This window comes from Vagococcus jeotgali, assembly GCF_035918315.1.
Lineage (GTDB): Bacteria > Bacillota > Bacilli > Lactobacillales > Vagococcaceae > Vagococcus > Vagococcus jeotgali.
Genome location: NZ_CP142146.1, coordinates 893,995 through 914,395 on the forward strand (window position 1 = coordinate 893,995; position 20,401 = coordinate 914,395).

Annotated in this window: 23 protein-coding genes; 7 read left to right on the forward strand and 16 right to left on the reverse strand. The window is 33.4% G+C overall.

All coding sequences use genetic code 11. The features are described from left to right. From VSF34_RS04635 to VSF34_RS04650, 4 genes are all read right to left on the reverse strand, one after another. Nucleotides 1–750, reverse strand: coding sequence for an ABC transporter ATP-binding protein (locus VSF34_RS04635; RefSeq protein ID WP_326717871.1), 750 nt, complete (start codon nucleotides 748–750; stop codon nucleotides 1–3). Then, on the reverse strand, nucleotides 747–1,625 hold the full coding sequence (locus VSF34_RS04640) for an ABC transporter permease (RefSeq protein WP_326717872.1): 879 nt from the start codon (nucleotides 1,623–1,625) through the stop codon (nucleotides 747–749). Before VSF34_RS04640 ends, VSF34_RS04635 begins: the two co-directional genes overlap by 4 nt. Continuing rightward, the gene (gene trpX / locus VSF34_RS04645) at nucleotides 1,622–2,611 is read right to left on the reverse strand and encodes a tryptophan ABC transporter substrate-binding protein (RefSeq protein ID WP_326717873.1); all 990 of its coding nucleotides are present in this window, start codon (nucleotides 2,609–2,611) and stop codon (nucleotides 1,622–1,624) included. Before trpX ends, VSF34_RS04640 begins: the two co-directional genes overlap by 4 nt. 320 nt (nucleotides 2,612–2,931) lie before the next feature. Beyond that, nucleotides 2,932–3,582, reverse strand: a complete 651-nt coding sequence (locus VSF34_RS04650) for a hypothetical protein (RefSeq protein WP_326717874.1) — start codon at nucleotides 3,580–3,582, stop codon at nucleotides 2,932–2,934. A gap of 177 nt (nucleotides 3,583–3,759) precedes the next feature. Between VSF34_RS04650 and VSF34_RS04655 the strand changes: the two genes are divergently transcribed. From VSF34_RS04655 to VSF34_RS04665, 3 genes are all read left to right on the forward strand, one after another. Continuing rightward, the gene (locus tag VSF34_RS04655; RefSeq protein WP_326717875.1) at nucleotides 3,760–5,361 is read left to right on the forward strand and encodes a cell division site-positioning protein MapZ family protein; all 1,602 of its coding nucleotides are present in this window, start codon (nucleotides 3,760–3,762) and stop codon (nucleotides 5,359–5,361) included. Between the two features lie 87 nt (nucleotides 5,362–5,448). Further along, nucleotides 5,449–7,149 carry an NFACT RNA binding domain-containing protein gene (locus VSF34_RS04660; protein WP_326717876.1) on the forward strand — a complete coding sequence of 567 codons (1,701 nt, stop codon included), beginning with the start codon at nucleotides 5,449–5,451 and terminating at the stop codon, nucleotides 7,147–7,149. 11 nt (nucleotides 7,150–7,160) lie between these two features. Next, entirely contained in the window at nucleotides 7,161–8,366 is a 1,206-nt protein-coding gene (locus VSF34_RS04665; RefSeq protein ID WP_326717877.1) for a glycoside hydrolase family protein, read from the forward strand. 51 nt (nucleotides 8,367–8,417) lie between these two features. On the opposite strand, the gene VSF34_RS04670 is transcribed toward VSF34_RS04665, so the two are convergent. The 4 genes from VSF34_RS04670 to VSF34_RS04685 form a co-directional block, all read right to left on the reverse strand. Then, entirely contained in the window at nucleotides 8,418–8,909 is a 492-nt protein-coding gene (locus VSF34_RS04670) for a dihydrofolate reductase (protein WP_326717878.1), read from the reverse strand. Nucleotides 8,910–8,933: 24 nt separating this feature from the next. Then, nucleotides 8,934–9,881: a thymidylate synthase gene (locus tag VSF34_RS04675; protein WP_326717879.1), complete on the reverse strand. Its 948-nt coding sequence runs from the start codon at nucleotides 9,879–9,881 to the stop codon at nucleotides 8,934–8,936. 19 nt (nucleotides 9,882–9,900) lie between these two features. Continuing rightward, nucleotides 9,901–11,796, reverse strand: a complete 1,896-nt coding sequence (locus VSF34_RS04680) for an ABC-F family ATP-binding cassette domain-containing protein (protein WP_326717880.1) — start codon at nucleotides 11,794–11,796, stop codon at nucleotides 9,901–9,903. Between the two features lie 296 nt (nucleotides 11,797–12,092). Further along, the gene (locus VSF34_RS04685) at nucleotides 12,093–13,262 is read right to left on the reverse strand and encodes an IS256 family transposase (RefSeq protein ID WP_326716335.1); all 1,170 of its coding nucleotides are present in this window, start codon (nucleotides 13,260–13,262) and stop codon (nucleotides 12,093–12,095) included. Nucleotides 13,263–13,416: 154 nt separating this feature from the next. On the opposite strand from VSF34_RS04685, the gene VSF34_RS04690 reads away from it, so the two are divergent. The 3 genes from VSF34_RS04690 (at nucleotide 13,417) to VSF34_RS04700 (ending at nucleotide 14,305) form a co-directional block, all read left to right on the forward strand. Next, nucleotides 13,417–13,551: a winged helix DNA-binding protein gene (locus VSF34_RS04690; RefSeq protein ID WP_326717881.1), complete on the forward strand. Its 135-nt coding sequence runs from the start codon at nucleotides 13,417–13,419 to the stop codon at nucleotides 13,549–13,551. A 119-nt stretch (nucleotides 13,552–13,670) separates the two neighbouring features. Continuing rightward, nucleotides 13,671–13,796: a hypothetical protein gene (locus VSF34_RS04695; protein WP_326717882.1), complete on the forward strand. Its 126-nt coding sequence runs from the start codon at nucleotides 13,671–13,673 to the stop codon at nucleotides 13,794–13,796. Between the two features lie 137 nt (nucleotides 13,797–13,933). Further along, nucleotides 13,934–14,305, forward strand: coding sequence for an MFS transporter (locus tag VSF34_RS04700; protein ID WP_326717883.1), 372 nt, complete (start codon nucleotides 13,934–13,936; stop codon nucleotides 14,303–14,305). Nucleotides 14,306–14,343: 38 nt separating this feature from the next. On the opposite strand, the gene VSF34_RS04705 is transcribed toward VSF34_RS04700, so the two are convergent. The 4 genes from VSF34_RS04705 to VSF34_RS04720 form a co-directional block, all read right to left on the reverse strand. Further along, nucleotides 14,344–14,802: a hypothetical protein gene (locus tag VSF34_RS04705; RefSeq protein ID WP_326717884.1), complete on the reverse strand. Its 459-nt coding sequence runs from the start codon at nucleotides 14,800–14,802 to the stop codon at nucleotides 14,344–14,346. Between the two features lie 113 nt (nucleotides 14,803–14,915). After that, nucleotides 14,916–15,278, reverse strand: coding sequence for a thioesterase family protein (locus tag VSF34_RS04710; protein ID WP_326717885.1), 363 nt, complete (start codon nucleotides 15,276–15,278; stop codon nucleotides 14,916–14,918). Continuing rightward, a complete protein-coding gene (locus tag VSF34_RS04715; RefSeq protein WP_326717886.1) occupies nucleotides 15,265–16,482 on the reverse strand; it encodes a CCA tRNA nucleotidyltransferase in 1,218 nt (405 codons plus the stop codon). Before VSF34_RS04715 ends, VSF34_RS04710 begins: the two co-directional genes overlap by 14 nt. A 1-nt stretch (nucleotide 16,483) precedes the next feature. Then, nucleotides 16,484–16,852: a nucleotide pyrophosphohydrolase gene (locus tag VSF34_RS04720; protein ID WP_326717887.1), complete on the reverse strand. Its 369-nt coding sequence runs from the start codon at nucleotides 16,850–16,852 to the stop codon at nucleotides 16,484–16,486. Between the two features lie 90 nt (nucleotides 16,853–16,942). Here VSF34_RS04720 and VSF34_RS04725 point away from each other — a divergent pair, with 90 nt between their 5' ends. Further along, a complete protein-coding gene (locus VSF34_RS04725; RefSeq protein ID WP_326717888.1) occupies nucleotides 16,943–17,824 on the forward strand; it encodes a YitT family protein in 882 nt (293 codons plus the stop codon). 59 nt (nucleotides 17,825–17,883) lie between these two features. Here VSF34_RS04725 and VSF34_RS04730 read toward each other — a convergent pair whose 3' ends face one another. From VSF34_RS04730 to hbs, 4 genes are all read right to left on the reverse strand, one after another. Further along, nucleotides 17,884–18,426 (reverse strand): YpiB family protein, encoded by a 543-nt coding sequence (locus VSF34_RS04730; protein WP_326717889.1) that lies wholly within the window; start codon nucleotides 18,424–18,426, stop codon nucleotides 17,884–17,886. A gap of 4 nt (nucleotides 18,427–18,430) precedes the next feature. Then, nucleotides 18,431–19,684, reverse strand: coding sequence for a tetratricopeptide repeat protein (locus VSF34_RS04735; RefSeq protein ID WP_326717890.1), 1,254 nt, complete (start codon nucleotides 19,682–19,684; stop codon nucleotides 18,431–18,433). Between the two features lie 120 nt (nucleotides 19,685–19,804). Beyond that, on the reverse strand, nucleotides 19,805–20,044 hold the full coding sequence (locus tag VSF34_RS04740) for a GlsB/YeaQ/YmgE family stress response membrane protein (protein WP_326717891.1): 240 nt from the start codon (nucleotides 20,042–20,044) through the stop codon (nucleotides 19,805–19,807). Nucleotides 20,045–20,114: 70 nt separating this feature from the next. Further along, nucleotides 20,115–20,390 (reverse strand): non-specific DNA-binding protein Hbs, encoded by a 276-nt coding sequence (gene hbs, locus VSF34_RS04745; protein ID WP_326717892.1) that lies wholly within the window; start codon nucleotides 20,388–20,390, stop codon nucleotides 20,115–20,117. Nucleotides 20,391–20,401: the final 11 nt, after the last annotated feature.

Sequence of the window (20,401 nt, forward strand, 5' to 3'; positions counted from 1 at the left end):
CTACAAATCAAAAAACTGTAGTAAACTTGTCATGTCAAGTTTGTGTTTTTCTTCCTGAGATAGATCAACACTAATCTGTCCTGAATCAAGAACAATCAAGCGATTGCCGTAAGTTAGAGCATCTTCCATACGATGAGTGATCATTAAACAAGTCAATTTATTATCACTAATGGTACTTGCCGTCAACTCCATTAATTGCTTGCTTGTTTTTGGATCAAGAGCAGCAGTGTGTTCATCTAATAATAATATATCAGGTTTTTGAATGGTTGCCATTAATAAGCTTAGAGCTTGTCTTTGCCCTCCAGATAAATGTCCTGCTGGTGTGTCGATGTGTTGCTCCAGTCCATTACCTGTTTTTTGGCATAATTCAAAAAATAATTCCTTTTGTTGGTTTAATTCTCGCCTCTTAAGGCCACGCTTCTTTCCTCTTAGTTGAGCTAATAACAAGTTTTCAGCAACTGTCATTCTAGGTGCTGTTCCTTGCTTTGGATCTTGAAATACTCTAGCGATATATTTAGCTCTTTTTTCCTCTGAATCTTTCGTCACATTTTGTTGACTGATGAAAACATTACCACTGGTTAAATCAAGTTGACCTGAGATAGTATTAAATAAAGTTGACTTTCCAGCACCATTCCCACCTAATATCGTAATGAAATCACCTTCATTTACGGTAAGGTTCAAGTGATTCATAATCACACGTCCCTCATCAACTTCTTTATACCCATTTTGAATACTTAAGACCGATTTCATACACGATGCCCCCCTTGTTTTTGTTTTATTTTTCGACTGATTTCAGGGATAATTAAACATACTCCTAAAATCACTGATGAATAAAATTTTAAATAAGTCGTATCAAGACTTAATTTGATAACGATTAAAATTAATAATTGGTAAATAACACTCCCAACTACAATAGCAATAAAACGCTCTAACATCGTCAATTCACCAAATAATAACTCGCCTAAAATAATAGATGCTAGACCGATAATAATAACACCAATCCCCTTATTAACATCAGCATAGCCTTCATTTTGAGCAATCAATGCTCCTGATAAGCCTATTAACCCATTTGAGATAACCAAACCTAAGATTGTCATTCTGTCTGTGTAGATTCCTAATGATTTCGCCATCACTGGATTGTCTCCAGTTGCAATATAAGCTTGGCCTAAATCAGTATTTAAAAAAGTCATTAATAAAAAGATAACTAATATAACGATAAAAAGACCAATGACAATCACATTAAAATATGGTGGTAAGTGCCAGTCATCAAGAATATCAAATAATTTCGATTGATTTAAAAGAGATAGGTTAGGTGTTCTCATAATAAAGAGCATCACAGAATTTAAAGCACTCATGACTAAAATTCCCGACAAAATAACAGGAATTTTTCCTTTCGTATAAAGTAATCCTGTTGTCAAACCAGCTAACATGCCAGCTAGCATACCTAATAAAGTAGCTATAATCGGGTGGATTCCGTGTGTAATAGCCGTGACACAAACTACTCCTCCTAGGGGAAAACTACCTTCTGTTGTTAGATCTGTAAAATTTAATATTCGGTAAGTTAGAAAAATCCCTAAGCCCAGAATAGACCATAATAATCCTTGTGCGATAGTTGATGTTATCATTTTGTCACCTCCTCTTGTAAATCTACTGGCACATGAATATCTAGTTGATTGACTTTCTCTTCATTTATGATTATATCTCCAGTCTCAAATATGTAAATAGGTGTGTCCTCTGTCTTGATTGTGCCATTTAGTAAATCAGAAACCATTCTGCCTGTCTCAACGCCTAAATCATATTGATTTATCCCAACAGTAGCAACTCCTCCTTCATCTACCATCGTATCAACAGATGGAAAAATAGGGATATTAGCTACATCAGCAATGGAGACAACTGTTTGAAAGCCATTAGCTATCGTATTATCTGTGGGAATATAAATCGCATCTACCTCTTTAGTCATGACTTGAGACATTTGTGCTATTTCATTTGTCGAAGGTACTGGATAATGTTTAACTTGTAATCCTTCTTTTTTGGCAATGTCAGTAAATCTATTCACTTGTGATAAGGAATTATCTTCTGCTGATGAATATAAGACACCAACTGTTTTTAATTGAGGAACTAGCTGTTTCATTAATGCTACTTGTGCTTCCACTGGAGCTTGATCACTGACTCCTGTGATGTTTCCTCCAGGGTTTTCATTAGATGCTACTAACCCTGCCGCTTTTGGATCGCTAATTGCTCCTAAAACAATAGGGATATCAGTAGTTTGATTAGCCAATGACTGAGCAGCTGGCGTTGCAATACCTACTAAGACATCAGGATGTTTGCTTATAAGCTGTTGACCCATATTCGTTAATTTACTTTGGTCTGCTTGAGCATTTTGCTTAGTTATGGAGATGGTTTCGCCATCTATAAACCCTTCTTTGGCTAACTCATCAATCATACCTTCATAAATTTTATCTAAAGCTGGGTGACTGACATATTGTAAGATGCCTACTTCAGGTATATCTTTATGTTTTACTTGAGGTTGATCTTTTTGACTAGTAAAGAAATTTACAATTAGAACAAACATTATTAAACCAACAGCTACTATCAATTTTTTATTTTTCATCATATTTTCCTCCAAAAATAAAAAAGACAGTCCCCCAATTATAATGGGTTACTGTCTAATTTTTATTAAACAAAAACCACATAGATATCTCTTCTATGCGGTCTGATCTGACTATTACCAACGCATAGATACAAATTTAGTCTCACTAAATGTTGTATCTATACGTGTTTGTCGTATACATACAACTATCTACGCCAAGGTTGCCATGCTTTAATGATTAATGGATTGTTATTGGAAATATTTTTTCTTGTTTGCATGACTAGTTCTCCTTTTAGTTTCAAGTTTTTTTAATCATATAATTTGAACCGACTCTTGTCAATCTATTCCTCAAAAAAGATTTCCTCTGTTTTTTGACGTTCACTAGAATTTTGTGTCAGTGAAGGGTCTACCTCTTCTTCAATAGCTTTTACTCTAATTGGTTTTTTCTGCTCTAATTTAGGATCAATGAGTGTAATAAGCGCTTCATCAATAGTTTTTAGTCCACCTTTTAACTCTGTGAAGGCATATCTACCTTTTTCTTTTCCATCTTCCATAACTATGAAGGTATTTTTCTTAGTTAGGTTATATTTTTTAGCAATATCTGGAAAGTCATATACAGGTTGAACATAATAAATTGGCCAAGCACTCTCTTTTAACTCACCATTTTTCTTAATTAATTGATTAACCTCATCCAAACTTGGGTTATTACTAGCATCTACAATTAAAACCACTTGTTCCCCTTTTTGTTTTAATTGCTCTGGGATTTCAGATTCTAAAATTGTTGTAACTTGCTTGTTTTGTGATTTAATGACAGCAACAGATTCAATTTGTTTGTGACGTATAGTAGGTTTCACAACTGAAGCTAAAATAAAGACTAAAACAATAGCAACAATACTTACTATGACAATACTTAATAATTTTTTATCAGACTGTAGTTTTTTTAACAAATTTTTAAAGAATCCCTTGAAGTCAATGGATTTTATTTTACTCATATATTCTCCACCTTATTTATTCTAAGCTTCATTATAGCTTATCATGTTCAAATTGAGAATACTTGATTGTAAATAAGCAAAAAATGCTCACTGGTATTGGCTATTATTTTCCCGTATAATAGTTTATAATGTGTAGGTTGAAGGATCTAGAATGAATATATAAGGGAGCGAATTCTTTTGAAAAATGAAGAAAAAAAATGTCCTAGTTGTGGGCACGTATTTAAGGATGGTCAAACGTACTGTCCAAACTGTGATCTATTTGTTCCAGTAGAAGACCAAGAAAAGATCACAGAAACAACGACAACATCAACAAATACAAATATAGATGAGTTTTCTGAAACAACAGAAACTCAAGATGAAGCAAACACCATACCTACCTTTAAACATCGAAATATGAAGGCTAGCGAGAGTGATCTAACTCATGATGATTCAACCTATTCTAGAGAGGTTGAAGATTCTAAAGAAATTGTAGTTGATCAAGAAGTAGTCGAAACTAAGGAAACAATGATTGAGACACCAGAAAAAAATGAAGAAACACCACCAGTTGAAGAGGTTGTGATTGAAACAGTAATCCCAACACCTGATGTTGCAACTCAAAACGAGTCACAAGAGAATACCCAACAAGTCAGCCCTGCATCAAATGGGAATAATCCTACTAGAAAAGATAAGAAAAATAATAATAAAACGGTTAATATTTTAATAGCTATTATAGCCATACTTGTTATTTTTGGTGGTGGTTATATTTTCTACTCTCATAATCAACAAACAAAATTAGAAGAGAGAATCACTTTAACCAATGAAGCTGATAAAGCCATACAAGACTTGTATTTAGCAAATAGTGGTGATATTTTCTTAAAAGCTGGTATTACAAGCGAGGATTTCAAGTCCGTTGAAACAAAAGTCAATGACTTAAAAGGAACTGAGCAATATGCTAGTTTAAATGAAAAATTAATGCATGCCCAGTCTCTATTTAATAAAGAGCAAGCGATTAATGATTCATTTAAAACGCCAGTTATGGTTGGTGATCAATTAAATAAGGAAGCTTATGTTGTTAATGATTCAAAATTAACTCTAGATAAGATTGATCCTGAGGAAAACGGTTTTGATAAACTATATAATCAAGCTATCAACGAAGCAAATTCACAAAAAAAAGCCTTAAAAGATTTTGATGATACCCTTGAAAAATTATATCGTGATGACAAGGTTGTTAAAGAACCTAGTCAACGTATTTATGACAAAGCAGTTGAACAGCTAAAAGCTATTAAAGATCCTGAAGTTAGAAAAGAATTTGAACCAATTCTAAACAAAGTAAAAAAAGAAATTGACGAGCAAAACAAAGAACAAGAACTAGCTAGGGAACGTGAAGAAGAGCTGCAACGCCAAAGAGATGAAGAAGCTTACCAAAAGCAATTAGCTAGAGAAGAAGCTGAAAAAGAACAACAAAAAGCCAAACCAACAACCCCTAAAAAGGAAGCTAATACAAGCAACCAACGTATGGGTAATCGTGAAGATAGCAATATCGACCTATCAAATGATGCTTGGGCATGGGCACCTGGTGTAGAGCAGGAATTTATTTCTGAGGTTATCTCTAGAGGGTACGTTGTAGAAGGTGGTTACACACTAGTTCCTAAGTATGTGGAAAATGGTGAAGGTTTCTACGATTTATACGCGACAACTAATTCAAAAATTTTCCCTAAGAGTAAGCCAGAAGAATTTCCACTATACGTCGTAACAGTCAATGCAAAAACTGGTTGGTTTAAAGGAAATGGTCCAAACTAAATAAGTTATAAAAATGCTCAATTTAAAGAAGTTGACTCGCTACTGTCAACCTCTTTTCTTAAGTAAAAAATAATGGAGGTTCAAACTATGTCTTTTGATGGTATATTTACACATCTAATGGTGGCAGAATTAGAAAAAGAATTAAAGGCTGGCCGCCTATCTAAAGTTCATCAGCCTTATGAAAATGAATTGATGTTAGTCTTTAGAAGTAATCGCCAAAATCATACCCTACTGCTTTCTGCTCATCCAAGTTATTCTAGAGTCCAACTTACAAAAATGACTTACAAAAATCCGGCAAGTCCACCTAACTTTTGTATGACGGTCAGAAAACATTTAGAAGGTAGTTTGTTAAAAGAGATTAAACAAGTACAAAACGATCGAATTATTAATTTTTATTTCGAGAGCCGAAATGATTTAGGTGATTTAGAAGATATTGTCTTGACGGTCGAATTAATGGGAAGACATAGTAATATTATGTTAGTCAACCAAGAGACAAATCGAATCATTGACGCGATTAAACATGTTGGCATTAGTGTGAATAGTTTTAGAACGATTTTACCAGGTTCAGAATATCTCACTCCTCCCCTACAAGATAAATTAAATCCTTGGCATTTATCAGGTGAGGAATTATTTAAAGAATTAAATAGTATTCAAGAGATGTCACCACAGCTCATTCAAGAAACATTTGAAGGGTTTGGTAAGGACACTGCTGAAGAGTTGATTTATCGTTTTAAAAAACAACAAGATAACAAAATTACTATCTGGAATCAGTTTTTCAAAGACCTTTCACAACCTGTTCCAACAATTGGTTTAGTTAAACACAAAGAACTATTCGCCCCTATTGCTTTTGAGTATTATGATAGCATCATAAATCAGTTTGATAGCTTAAGTGAGTTGCTTGACGGTTACTACGGAGGAAAAGCTGAGAAGGATCGTGTGAAGCAGCAAGCTGGGGAATTAATTAGAAAAGTCAAAAATGATTTAGCTAAACTTAAAAAGAAAACAAAGAAATTAGAACAATCATTGATTGATGCTGATCAAGCAGAGATTTACCGAATCAAAGGTGAATTACTGACGACATTTTTACATGATGTACCACGTGGTGTGACTGAGGTTTCTTTACTAAACTACTATGATGGAGATACACCTATCACTATTGCTTTAAATGAAACCCTAACGCCTAATCAAAATGCTCAAAAATATTTTCAGCGCTATCAAAAACTTAAAAACGGGGTTTCTAGTGTTAAAGAGCAATTAGAAAAAACAAAATATGAGCAAATCTATTTAGAATCTGTTTTAGCTCAATTAGATATGGCAACGCCACAAGATGTGGAATTGATTAAAGAAGAGCTTGTTGCTCAAAGGTATATTAGATTAAAATCTAAACAGAAAACCAAAAAGAAAACTGCTCTATCTAAGCCTAATCAATATGAATCAAGTGATGGTGACATGATAATGGTCGGTAAAAACAATTTACAAAATGATCAATTAACACTAAAATCATCAAGTAAAACAGATATTTGGTTACATGCTAAAGATATCCCTGGTTCACACGTTGTCATTAAAAATAGCCAACCTAGTGAGCAAACACTTTACGAAGCAGCTCTTCTTGCTGCCTATCATTCGAAATACCGATTATCAGCTTCGGTACCAGTTGATTATGTTGCTATTAAACATCTTAAAAAACCAAATGGTGCCAAACCTGGTTATGTCATTTATGAAAATCAAAGAACATTGTTTGTAACACCTAGTGAAGAAGAAGTTAATCAGATAAAAAAAATTAAGTAGGAGTAAATATTATGAGATATCGTATTGTTTTAATTGGAGTTATTGGTATAGCCTTAATGGTTTTTGCCTTTAGCTATGTTGTTTATGGTTTATTATTTAAAAAGAAATTAAAAAATAAAACTTGGAATGTGATAATGGTTATTGTCTTTATCTTAGGTGGGGCTTTACTTTATTCACCAGCTAGACAATACATTGATTCAAAAGAAAATAGGCAAACAACTACCAGTCATGTTGTTGAATATAATGGTAAAAAAATCAAAACAGAGGCCAATGCTAAAGAACGCCTCACACTCCCATCTGTCTATGGAAGTATTGATGCAACTCACCCTTCTGTTATTTCTTTTGAAGAGCCTTGGCATGGGTATCGCTACTGGATGGCAGTGACGCCTTATCCAGAAGGAAAAGCACTTTACGAAAACCCTCATGTGTTTAAATCAAATGACTTAATTTCATGGGTACCTGATGAGAGTAATCCACTAGACGAGCCTGTTAGTGAGAAATTCAATAAGAATGGGACACCTATGCAATATGATTCAGATACGCATATTATCTATAATAAAGAAGATAAACGCTTAGAAGTTTTTTGGCGCTATGTGGATGATGTGAGTCATGAATTTATCATCTATAGAAGAACGTCATCAAATGGAGAAGATTGGACGAAAAAAGAAGAGATTTACCGAGCTGATAGACGTAAGGAAGACATGCTTTCTCCTGCATTCATTAAAGATGAAGATGGTTATAAATTATGGTATGTTGCTGATGGTTATCGCATTTGGTATCGTGAAAGTAAAGATGGTTTTAACTGGAGTAAACCAACTGAAGTAGAAGTACCTTATGAGGTAGAAGGTATGAAGCATTGGCATTTGGATGTTCAACCAACAGACCTAGGTTATGAAATGGTTGTAGTTGGTTTCAAATCAACAGCTGAAAACAACTTGTCTGATCGTCATGTCATGAATTTATATTATTCAAAATCTAAAGACAATAAAAATTGGGATACCTTACAACCCATTATTTTCCCAACTCAAAATAAAGAAGGTTTTGATGGTAAAGGTCTCTATCGTAGTGCCCTGCTAAAAGAAGATGGAAATTATTATGTTTTTTACAGTGGTATTGGCTATGATGAAACTAGAGGTGTCTCAATTGCAACAGGTAAAGACATTATGAATTTAAAAGGAATGGACTTTACTAACTATAAGAATCTAATCAAAGACTAAAAAAAGCGAAAAAGCCTCAATGACTAAGCAAAAGTCATTGAGGCTTTTTTATTATGTATTTCTTTGGTACGTTTCATAGTCATGAGCATATTTATTATCTTCATTAACTGTTCCTTCGCTCACACTAACTAAATTCCACTCATCCCAGTCTAAATAAGGAAAATATGTATTCCCTTCAAATCTTTCTTTAATGAACGTCCGATAAAGAACATCTGTATGAGGAAGAAAAGCTTTATAGATATCTCCTCCACCCGCGATAAATGTAATGCCTTCAAACTCTTCAGAAAAAGCTAAAACTTCTTCAACAGAGTGCATTACAGTTGCACCATTGCCATCATAATCCTTATCAGAGGTTAGTACAATGGTTTGTCGATTTGGAAGTAAACCCTTTCCCATTCCTTCAAAGGTTTTTCTTCCCATCACAATCACATTGTCTTCTGTCATTTGTTTGAAGAATTGTAAATCATTTGGTAAATACCACGGTAAGACATCCCCCTTACCTATCAAACCATCCTCATCTTGTGCCCAAATTGCTGCTATCATAGTTCTGTATCCTCCGTCATCCCACTACACCGCAATCGGTGCTTTTATACTCGGGTGTGGGTTGTATCCTTCTAAAGTTATATCATCCATATCAAAATCAAAAATAGAGAGTTTTTCTTGATTTAAACATAGAGTTGGTAAATCTTTTGTATCACGATTCAATTGTTCATTCATTTGGTCAACATGATTACTATACAAGTGAGCGTCTCCGATTGTATGAACAAAATCCCCTACTTCTAGATTAGTTTCATGTGCAATCAGATGTGTCAATAAGGCATAACTTGCAATATTGAAAGGGACACCTAGAAATACGTCGCCACTTCGTTGGTACAACTGACAACTTAATTTACCATCTGCCACATAAAATTGGAATAAAGAATGACACGGCGGCAATGCCATATTAGGTACATCCTCAGGGTTCCATGCAGAGACAATCAAACGTCTAGAATCAGGAGTTTTTTTAATCATATCAATGACATTTTTCAATTGGTCAATCGTTTCACCTGTTGACGTTCTCCATTTTCGCCACTGAGAGCCGTAAATGTTCCCTAACTCACCATGCGTGGCGGCAAATTCTTCATCTGTCAAAATACGTTGTCTAAAGTTTGCTAATTCTTTTTGATATTCTTCATTAAACGCGCTATCTACCAGAGACTTGCGACCAAAGTCAGTCATATCTATCCCTGTGTAATCTTGGCTGTTAACAAAGCGTTCAAATGCCCACTCATCCCAAATATGATTGTTATTTTCTAATAGGTATTTGATATTTGTGTCCCCTTTAATAAACCAGAGTAATTCACTTTTTATTAGTGAGAAGGGAACGCGTTTTGTCGTTAGCAAAGGAAAACCTTTTGATAAATCAAAGCGCATTTGGTAACCAAAAATACTTTTCGTTCCTGTTCCTGTTCTATCACTCTTATCAAATCCATCCTTTAAGATAGTTCTACCTAATTCTAGATATGATTCTTCCATTTTATGTTCATTCCCATCTCTAATCATCTGCTAAGTTACTTAAGTACTCCCAACGTTCCATCTTGTCTTCTAGTGCTGCTTCAGTAAGCGACACTTCTTTTTGTAAATCTTGTAACGTTGTAGCATCACTACTATTTTCAAGCATTTGACTATTCAAGTCATCTACCTGATTCTCAAGTGCGGCAATCTCATCTTCAATGGTTGCCCATTCCTTTTTCTCATGATACGACAATTTATTTTTCTTCACTTCTTTTGTTTTTGTCTCAACCTTATTTTCAGTTAGAACTTTAGCTGTCTTATTTACTTGTAGTGTTTGTGCTTCTTGATAAGCCACATAATCACTCATTGAGCCAACATAAGACTCTATAATAGCATCTCCTTTAAACACTAATAATTTATTCATTGTTTTATCTAGGAAATAACGATCATGACTAACTGCAATTACAGCACCAGGAAAGGTTTGTAAATAGTCTTCTAAAATAGTTAAGGTTTCAATATCTAAATCATTTGTCGGCTCATCTAAAAGTAGTACATTTGGTTGCTGGATCAAGATACTTAGTAAATACAGGCGACGTTTTTCTCCACCAGAGAGCTTACTAATAATGGTGCCATGAGAGTGTCTTGAAAATAAAAAGCGCTCTAACATTTCTGTGACACCTATTACAGAACCATCTTGTTGTTTTACTTCCTCAGCTTTTTCTTGTAAAAATTGAATCATTCGTTTCGATTCATCTAATTGCTCATTTTCTTGTGTATAGTAGCCAATTTTCACTGTTTCTCCAAGTTCCATCACCCCTGAATCTAGGGGGATTCTACCTGCAATAATATTAAGTAAAGTTGACTTACCAGAACCATTTTCACCAGTGATTCCTAAACGTTCTTGCGTTTGAATCAGTAGCTCAAAATCCTTTAAAATAACTTTGTTTTCAATGGTATAATCAGCATGCTCCATCTGTAAAACCTTTTTACCTAAGCGTTGTGTTGCAATTGATATTTCCATGTCATTTTCTTGAGAAAATTGTGATACTTTATCCTTCAAGTCATGGAATCTATTAATTCTTGCCTGCTGTTTTGTTCCACGAGCTTTAACACCAGCACGCATCCAAGCTAATTCTTGCTTAAATAATTGTTTATTTTTATGTAGACTCTTTTGTTCTACTTCTTCCCTTTCAGCTCTTTGAATCAAATACGATTCATAATTCCCTGTGTATTCAAAGATAGAGCCTTCTGATAATTCAATGATTCTATTAGTCACACGATCTAAGAAATAGCGGTCATGGGTAATAACAATTAATGCTCCTTGGTAACTTGTTAGAAAATCTTCTAGCCATCTAATACTCTCATAGTCTAAATGGTTAGTTGGCTCATCTAACAATAATAAATCTGGTGATTGAATCAACACTTGAGCCAAACCAAGACGCTTTTTTTGACCACCAGAGAGCTCTGATACTTTTTTATTTAAAAACAAAATGCCTAATTTACTCAAAATTGTTTTAGCTTTTGTTTCAGCAACCCAAGCATCTTCTTTATTCATGTTAGCTTCGGCCTTTTCATAGTTCATCTGAACGACTGAGTCTTCCCCATTTTTTGCTAGTTCTTCTAATGCTAATTCATAAGCTTTAATGGCTTGAATCATGGGTGTACTTTCATCAAATACAGCATCAATCACCGTTACGTCATCTGGAAATTTTGTTTCTTGTGATAAGTAACCAATAGTATAGTCATTAGGGTAGTCTAGGGTTCCATTTTCTGTGTGGTCCACACCAGATAATACCTTCATCAAGGTTGATTTACCAGTACCATTAATACCAATTAAACCAATTCTATCTTTTTCTTTAACCATAAAAGAAACGTCAGCTAGCAATTGTTTTGTTCCATAAGATTTTTCTAAATTATCAGCTCTTAATATCTTCAAACCTTCACCCTTTTCTAGCTTAATCTCTACTATTCTAACAGATATCAAAAATTGAAACAAGATGAGTTAGACGAAGATTAAACCGCGACATACTTAATTTGAACTCGATTTGTTCATTAACAATTAACTTTATAAAACCAATAAAACAATGAGGTTGATTTTTATCTATTTAATTAATTTATCACTCTACAATTGCCACTTGTTTATTACCTAGTTATAATTTATAAAGAATACTATTAAGGAGGGGTTGCGTCAAGAATTATGTGTAAATGGAAAATCCATTCCATTTTTTTAAGTTAAAACATTGATTCTAATGTATCTTGTATTTCCTTAAATCCTTTATGTACTCTGCCTAAAAATTTTTGGTTATATTCATTGAACTGAGAAACAAGGAATCTCTCCAGAGATTCTTCATTAGGAAATTGTTCTTTTCTCTTTGTATATTTTTTTAACTGTTTATTAAATCCCTCAATCAAGTTAGTTGAGTAGATAGTTCTTCTGATTGATGGTGGGAAGTTATAGAAAGTTAATATAGCAGGATTCAAGAGTAATTTAACTACTCGTGGATACTGCTTTTTCCATTTATCTATCATAAAACTTATTTGATTCATAGCTTCTTCTTTTGAAGCTGCTTGATAAACCAATTTGAAATCATTACAGACTTCTTGTCGATCACTAACACGAACCTTATGAGCAATATTTCTAGAGATATGGACACAACATTGTTGAAATTGAGCATTTGGATAGACACTATGGATACTATCGTGAATACCACTTAAACCATCAGTTACAACTAATAAAACCTCTTCTAAACCACGATCTTTTAAATCTTGAAGTATCTCTTTCCAAACATAAGCAGATTCGGTTGGAGCAATAGTAAATCCTAGAACCTCTTTGGTTCCATCCAATCGAATGCCTATCACAATATAAACGGCTTCTTTTGATACGGTTTGTCTCTTTAAAGGAATATGAGTAGCATCCATAAAAATGACTGAGTATTTAGCTTCTAAAGTTCTTTCTTTAAAAGCCAAAACATCTTCAGATACGATTTTACTCATGTTTGAAATAGTTTGTGGTGTGTAATAATGACCATACATTTTTTCAATTAGATCAGAGATTTCAGACATAGTGATCCCTTTTTTAAATAGCTGAATAATAGTAGTTTCTAAGGAATCATTGGTTCTTTTATAGGCTGGTAATGTTTGTTGGGAAAATTCTCCATTTCTATCTCTAGGAATCACCAAATTTAATTCTCCATATTCTGTTTTAAATGAACGTGAGTAATTCCCATTGCGGGAATTACCTGAATTAAATCCAGCTCTATCATACTTTTCGTAGTCAAGAAACGCTGTTAATTCAGCCTGTAATAATGAGTTGATAGCGAGTTCTAAATGACGACGAAATAAATCATCTAAATCACCTTTATTAATTAGTGTTTCCATTATTTCTGTAGTAAAATGAGTCATGAGAAAGTCCTCCTATAAAATTTCTGTGTCGTAACTTTAATTTTACAGAATGGACTTTCTCTTTTTCTACCCTAAATTTCTATTTACACAAAATATTTTACCCTATCTAAGGAGGACTTTATGACACTAAATAATGATATAGACAACATGTTTAATGATATTAGGTTATTTTGCCTCTGAAGTACACTGTATCGAATTTATTGGAAAAAGCAAAGAAATTAATGTTAAAAAATTGTCAGAACATTTTTTTATGACTCGTGGCGCAATGAGTAAAATCACAAAAAAATAAATTGATAAACAAGCCATTACAAGTTATCAAAAAGATGACAATAAAAAAGAGAGCTTTTACTTACTCAAGAAGGACAGCGTATTTTTGATACCCATGAATCACTTCACCAAACCTTTAGAATGCGTGATCAAGACATATTAGATGAACTGACAGATGAAACAATTAAAGAAATTAACTATTTTTTAAGACGTTATAATGACCATTTATCTAATGAAATTGATAAAGAATCCCTAAAAAAATCATAATAACCATCTCTTGAGACTGATATTAAACTGCTTTCTTTTTTAGTAGCGCCCTACGTCAGTCAAGCAAATCATCAAACGATTATTGTAACAATGCTTATTTCAATCTATGCATTATTTGTCTTTTTTTCTTCTCCATTATGGGTAGCCTAAGTGATAAATATGATAAACGTCCTATTTTACTCATTAATCTTTTAGGCTCTTCCTTGGGATTTTTTATTTTTGGTGTTGGTGGTGCCTTATGGGTTTTATTTGTAGGAAGAATCATCGAAGGGATAACTGGTGGTATTATTGGGACTCTTTTTGCTTACTTTTCTGATTTAGTTCCAAAAAAAGAACGTACCAAATATTTTGGCTGGATTAGTGCAGTTGCTGGGGTTGGTTCTATGGCTGGTCCTATTTTAGGAGGAGCTTTAACTATCTTTGGCCTTAAAACACTCTTTTTTCCTACACTACTTGGTGTTATCTTTTGTTTTACAGCTCTTTTATACACAAAAAAACTATCAGAGTGACAATCTGTACTCTGATAGTTTTGTTTTTTAGTTTTTATTTAAAATTCAGTACTATATAAATCTTTTACTGTTTTATCAGCATCAATGACAATGTATAAACGGCCATTTTTACCAATTTTTGTTGTTTGATAAACATTATCTAGACCTTCTTGTCCAGGCGTTTCTTTGTCTTTATACGGGAAGTATATTAAATCACTAGAACCATCATTAAACATGATATCCATTTTTTCAATATCTTGATATTTTAAAGCTCTCTCGAACATACCTGACTCTAATCCACCCTGGTTGATATCATCAGTTTGTACATGATCTGCTTCACTAAGTACTTCAATTCTAAAGCCCTCACAAGGGTTAATTTTTTGGAAGTCACTTCCTTTAATTCTACCGTAACTAGTTGATACTTTACTTATCCATAAATCGCCAATACAGTCTCGGTCGATAGTCCAAGTTTCATCGTTTCTAAAATAAAATTTAAATCCTACCATTGTTTTTGTCATAGATAGTCTCCTCTTTCTATATTACAGTCTTAGAATATTTACTACACTTAAAGTATAACATGTTTACTCGTGAAAATGAATAACTTTATTAAACTTTTCACAAATTAAATTCATTATTGCAATTGACTCATAAATTTTTCTGAGTCCACCTTAACTCGCTTGTGAGCACCACTAGCAACAAGCATATCCTGCTCGTAAACATCATAAACAAACTCAAACAACTTGCCATCTGTTTGGACTAACTCACAACTTACTTTCACACGAGCACCTATTCTAGTTGGTCTTAAGTGCTTAATATCAATAAATGCCCCAACTGTTGTCTCACCATTTTCCAACTCTTCATCAAGACTTAACATACAAGTGTGCTCCGCCATTGCAACCACTCTAGGAGTAGCTAAAACTGGTAGACTACCTGAACCTATTTCTTTTGCAGTATCTTCTTTTGTTACTGTAAAATTCATATTATAAACTGTCATCTCTATTCCCCTCTTTTTTAGCTGTGTTGACTAACTCAACATAAGTATTTTCAATATCTTCATGTAAAACATTAGCTTCTAATTTTTTTAATAATTTACCCAACCAAGGCCCAGGTGTCTTACCCAACTCCTTAGCCAGCTCAGAGCCTGTAATATTTAAATCTTTTAATTGCTTAATAGGCAGTGATTGGTACAACTCTAAACTTGCTTCAACATTATAAGCTAATCCAAAAAATGCTCTAGCTTGCTCTACAAGACTAATAACATCTACTCCTGAGTGATAAAGCATATCTGCTGTCCAATCACTATCTAGGCGCTTAGAATACATAACTAGAGCATCTTGAGTCACCTGACTTAATTTCTTTGAGACTTTCCAAGGTGATAAAAATGTTTTAGCTGATGTCACATCTAAAGCAATAAACAAGCATAACCAAGCTATCTCTTCTGAATCTAACTTCATTAAGGGGTTTATTTTAGAAAATGCCATTAACTCAAATTCTTTCATCTCTAAATTAGGGCACTGAGTATGGCATTTTGTCTCAACAAAAGCCCTTAATCCTTTTTCACGACTATCTCCCATTAGTAATTTAACCCATTCTACATAAATACGCTCAATAGCAATTTTTGATAGTAACTCATGATTATTTAAAATAGCCATCTTTGTATGACTTTCAATCTCAAAATCTAATTGGCTAGAAAATCTAAGTGCTCTCATCATACGTAGAGCATCTTCATTAAACCTCTCAAAAGCATCACCAACTGCTACAATCACTCTATCTTCAATCGCCTTAATCCCATTAAATAAATCAATAATATCTCCATTAGTCGTCATCGCTAAAGCATTCATAGTAAAATCACGACGTTTTAAATCTTCCTCTAGAGAACGAACAAATACGACTTCATCTGGTCGTCTGTAATCCTGATAGGTTGATTCGGTTCTAAACGTTGTGACTTCGTATTGATGTTCTTTATCTAAAACAAGCACTGTACCGTGTTCTATTCCTACATCTATCGTGCGTGGGAATATTTGCTTCACCTCTTCTGGAAAAGCACTTGTAGCAACATCAACATCATGAATCTTATGACCTAAAATTAAATCTCTAACACTCCCACCTACAAAGTAGGCTTCATGACCTGCCTCAATAATTCTTTCTAAAATTGGTAATGCTTCTTTAAACTCAATCGGTAAATTTATTTCTGTCATACTAGCCTTCCTCTTCAATCATCTCTTCTAAATGATTATCATCATCATATCTTTCAAAACGATGGCTATCTCGGTTATGAAATTTTTGCATGTTTTCATTAAATACCTCTGTTAAGTCAATATCTAAAGAATTTGCCATAATAATCGCCACAATCAACACATCTCCTAATTCTTCGGAAATTGTTTTAGGCAGCTCATCACTTTTCTTAAGTTTCTCCCCGTAATGATGGTTAACCTCTCGTGCTAACTCACCAACTTCTTCTGTTAAACGAGCTAGTTGTGCTAGTGGAGAAAAATAACCCGTTTTAAATTGACTGATGTAATCATCGATTTCTTGTTGCATCTCTTTCATTGTTTTAGCTTCTCTCATTGGTATGCTCCTTTAATGATAGTTCTTGTTGAGTTTGTCTGCAAGTGGTAATATGATACTGTTGTTATTGATTATTGGAGGGATTTTTAAATGCGTATAAGTAAACAGCTCATTATTAATTGTATCATGATTTTTATTGGTGCGAGTATTTTTAGTTTTGGTTTGGTTAATTTTAATATGGCAAATAAACTAGCTGAAGGTGGGATGACAGGGATTGCCTTAATTATTTATAACTTATTTAATGTCTCTCCTGCCATTACCACCTTAGTATTAAATATACCATTAATTATCATTGGTTTAAAATTTCTTGGGTTGGAAGCTTTGTTTTTAACTCTAGTAGGAACCTTTTCTTTGTCGGCTAATATTTGGATTTGGCAACAATTTCCACTTTATATTTCAGTTGACCATGACCTTTTAATTGCCGCTTTACTGGCTGGTATTTGTGGTGGTTTTGGTAGTGGTATCGTCTATAAATTTGGTGGTACAACCGGGGGTACTGACATTGTCGCTAGAATTATTGAAAAGAAATTTAATTTAACTATTGGTAGATCTCTATTATTATTAGATTTATGTGTGCTACTTTTGTCTTTAACCTATTTATCATTAAAAGAGATGATGTATACTCTAATTGCAGTCTTTGTTTTTAGTCAAGTTGTTGATTTTGTACAAGATGCCTCTTATGGTGCTAAAGCTATCTTAATTGTTTCAAACAAAGATAAAGAGATTGGTGAAAAAATCATGGCAGAAATGGGTAGAGGAGTAACTTATATTAAAACTCAAGGGGGCTATTCTAAAAAAGAGCGTGATATGGTTTATTGTGTTTGTAGCATGAGCGAGATGAATAAGGTGAAAGAAATTAGTCATGAGATTGATGACACTGCTTTTATGACTATTTTTACTATTAATGAAGTTTTAGGCGAAGGATTTTCATATGAAGAGATGATGGAAAAAATCGAAGGTGATCTTCAATAACTATAAATAAAGCATCAAACAAGATACACTACAACGTCTTGTTTGATGCTTTTTTTAGTTTATTTCATTCGTTCTTTTAATTCTTTTGATAAAGATAAAAATTGTTCTTCATCACCTTTGTCCACAGCAATATCAATGGCTTTCCTCAATGATTCGATTACATAATTTTCTTCTTTTTGAATAAAAAAATCATTTAATTCATTATAAATAGTTTCATCAATTTGCTCTTTTTCTTCTTTCTTTAAGAAAGGATTATCTTCTAAAACAGATTGATAAAGGGCATTATGATAATGATTTTCAAATAATATATCCACATACAAAGGTTCACGCCAATTCATACGAATGTCATGAAATATCTGTTCAGTATCAGTGAATTGCATGCCCTCTTTTGTTAAAAATAAATGTGGACCAACACCTAAAGACTGATCTTTTATCGTCAGTCCTCGTTTAGTTTTATCTGCCTGCTCAACAAAAACAACACGATTAAGAATAACATCATGATTAATCAAGTAATTAAGAATCCAATACGATTCTCTGTTATAAAATTTGACTGACTCAATTAACCAATTAATAAATTTCTTTTTTTCTTCTAATGTTGTCATATGCTCACCACCGATCGTTTTCTAGTAAAGATACTATCATTAAATCATCTGGAACCTCCGCCAAATATTTTTGTAGGAGTTCTTTAGCTTCCTCAAGTTTGCCTTCTTCACGTAAAAACAAACCATAATCTTTTAAGAAATCTGCTTCAATATCCATATATGGATAGGCTAGTTCATAATAGTCATTTGCTTTTTCAAACTCTTCTAATCCATTATGAGCTTGAGCTAGGTACCAATGAGCCATCCCTTGTTCTTTGTTATCTAGTGTTGAGATAATCTGGATAATATCTTCAAATTCTTCTTCTTTCACTAAAAATTCAGCTAGTTTTAATTTTGATAAATCACTATCTAACTCTAGTGAAATTACCTCTTCTAAATACTGACGAGCCTCATCTTTTTGGTTTAACTGGTATGCAGATTCTGAAGCTAAATGATACAGAACTGTCTCGTATGGGTTTTTCATAATACCTGCTTCAGCAATCTGTAATGCCTCTTCATGACGACCCTCATCATAAAGAATTTGCGCTAGAGGATAGTATACTTGATGGAATTCCTCATCCATCGACATGACTCTTTCTAACATCGAAATACTTCGTTCATTTTCTTTCACTTGATAGTAACATAGAGCTAATTGGAATAACTTTTCAATGGTTTCTTTTTCTTCGATGGATTTTTCTAAAAACTCGATAGCTTCTTCATACTCACCAATACGAGATAAAGATACACCTATACGCTCGTCAATATCAATAGGGGAATCAAAACTAGGATAATGTTTTAAAAGATCCATATAGGCTTCAATAGCTTGTGAATACCCTTCACTAGCAAAATAAAGTTCACAAAGAGCCAAATCAATTAAAGGCTCTGTAGGTAATAAGACCTTAGCTTCTTTTAATTTTGACTCACTGACTTCTGGTATACCTAACATTTGATAAATATCGGCTGTCGTTAATAAGCTTTGAGCATAAACATCACTTTCTGGAGATACTTGCTCTAACCAAGTAAACGCCTCTTCAATTTTATCTTCCTCAATGGCAATTTCTGCTAAAGAGATTTTTAAAGCATCTTCTTCAGGATTTTCTTCTAATAAATTTTTAAATAATTCGTTTGCTTCTTCTAAAAAACCAATTTGGAATAAGTTATCTGCTAATTGTAATTTTTCTTCTGGTAAATCTTGACTCAAAGCTTCATTGAAATGAACACTGGCTTGAGCTAGGTCACCTTCTGAAATAGATTCAAGCATTTTTTTACTATATGACATTTATAATCTCCTCATTTTCTTACAGCTTTGTTCTATTACAAAAATAGAGCTATTTAATAACTTAAGTATATCAAAAATTACTCTAAAAATAAAAAAATAGCCATAATTGGCTATAGAATGTTATTTTCTTTGGAAAAAAGATGAAATAGCGACAATAATCAGAGCACCTAATATCGATGGAACAAGAGCCATACCTGCTAATTGTCCACCCCAATCACTACCAAATAACCGTTGACCAATCGCTGCACCAAGTAAACCAGCTACGATGTTAAAAAAGCAGCCCTTTGAATCATTTCCAACAATCATACTAGCTATTGACCCAATTAAAGAGCCAACAATTAAAATCCAAATCCAATACATATTATCACTATCCTTTATTTCTATTAAAAAAGAACAAGTATTGATGACAATACTTGTTCAACTTATTTCATTATTTTACTGCATCTTTTAAAGCTTTACCTGGTTTAAATGCAGGTACTTTGCTTGCAGCGATTTGAATTTCTTCACCTGTTTGAGGGTTGCGACCTTTACGTGAAGCTCTTTCACGAACTTCGAAGTTTCCGAAACCGATTAATTGAACTTTTTCACCTTCAGCTAAGAATTCTTGAATTGATGTAAATACAGCGTCAACTGAAGCTGTAGCATCTTTTTTAGTTAAGCCAGTTGCTTCTGCAACTTTTTCGATTAATTCTGCTTTGTTTGCCATTTTTTGTTTCA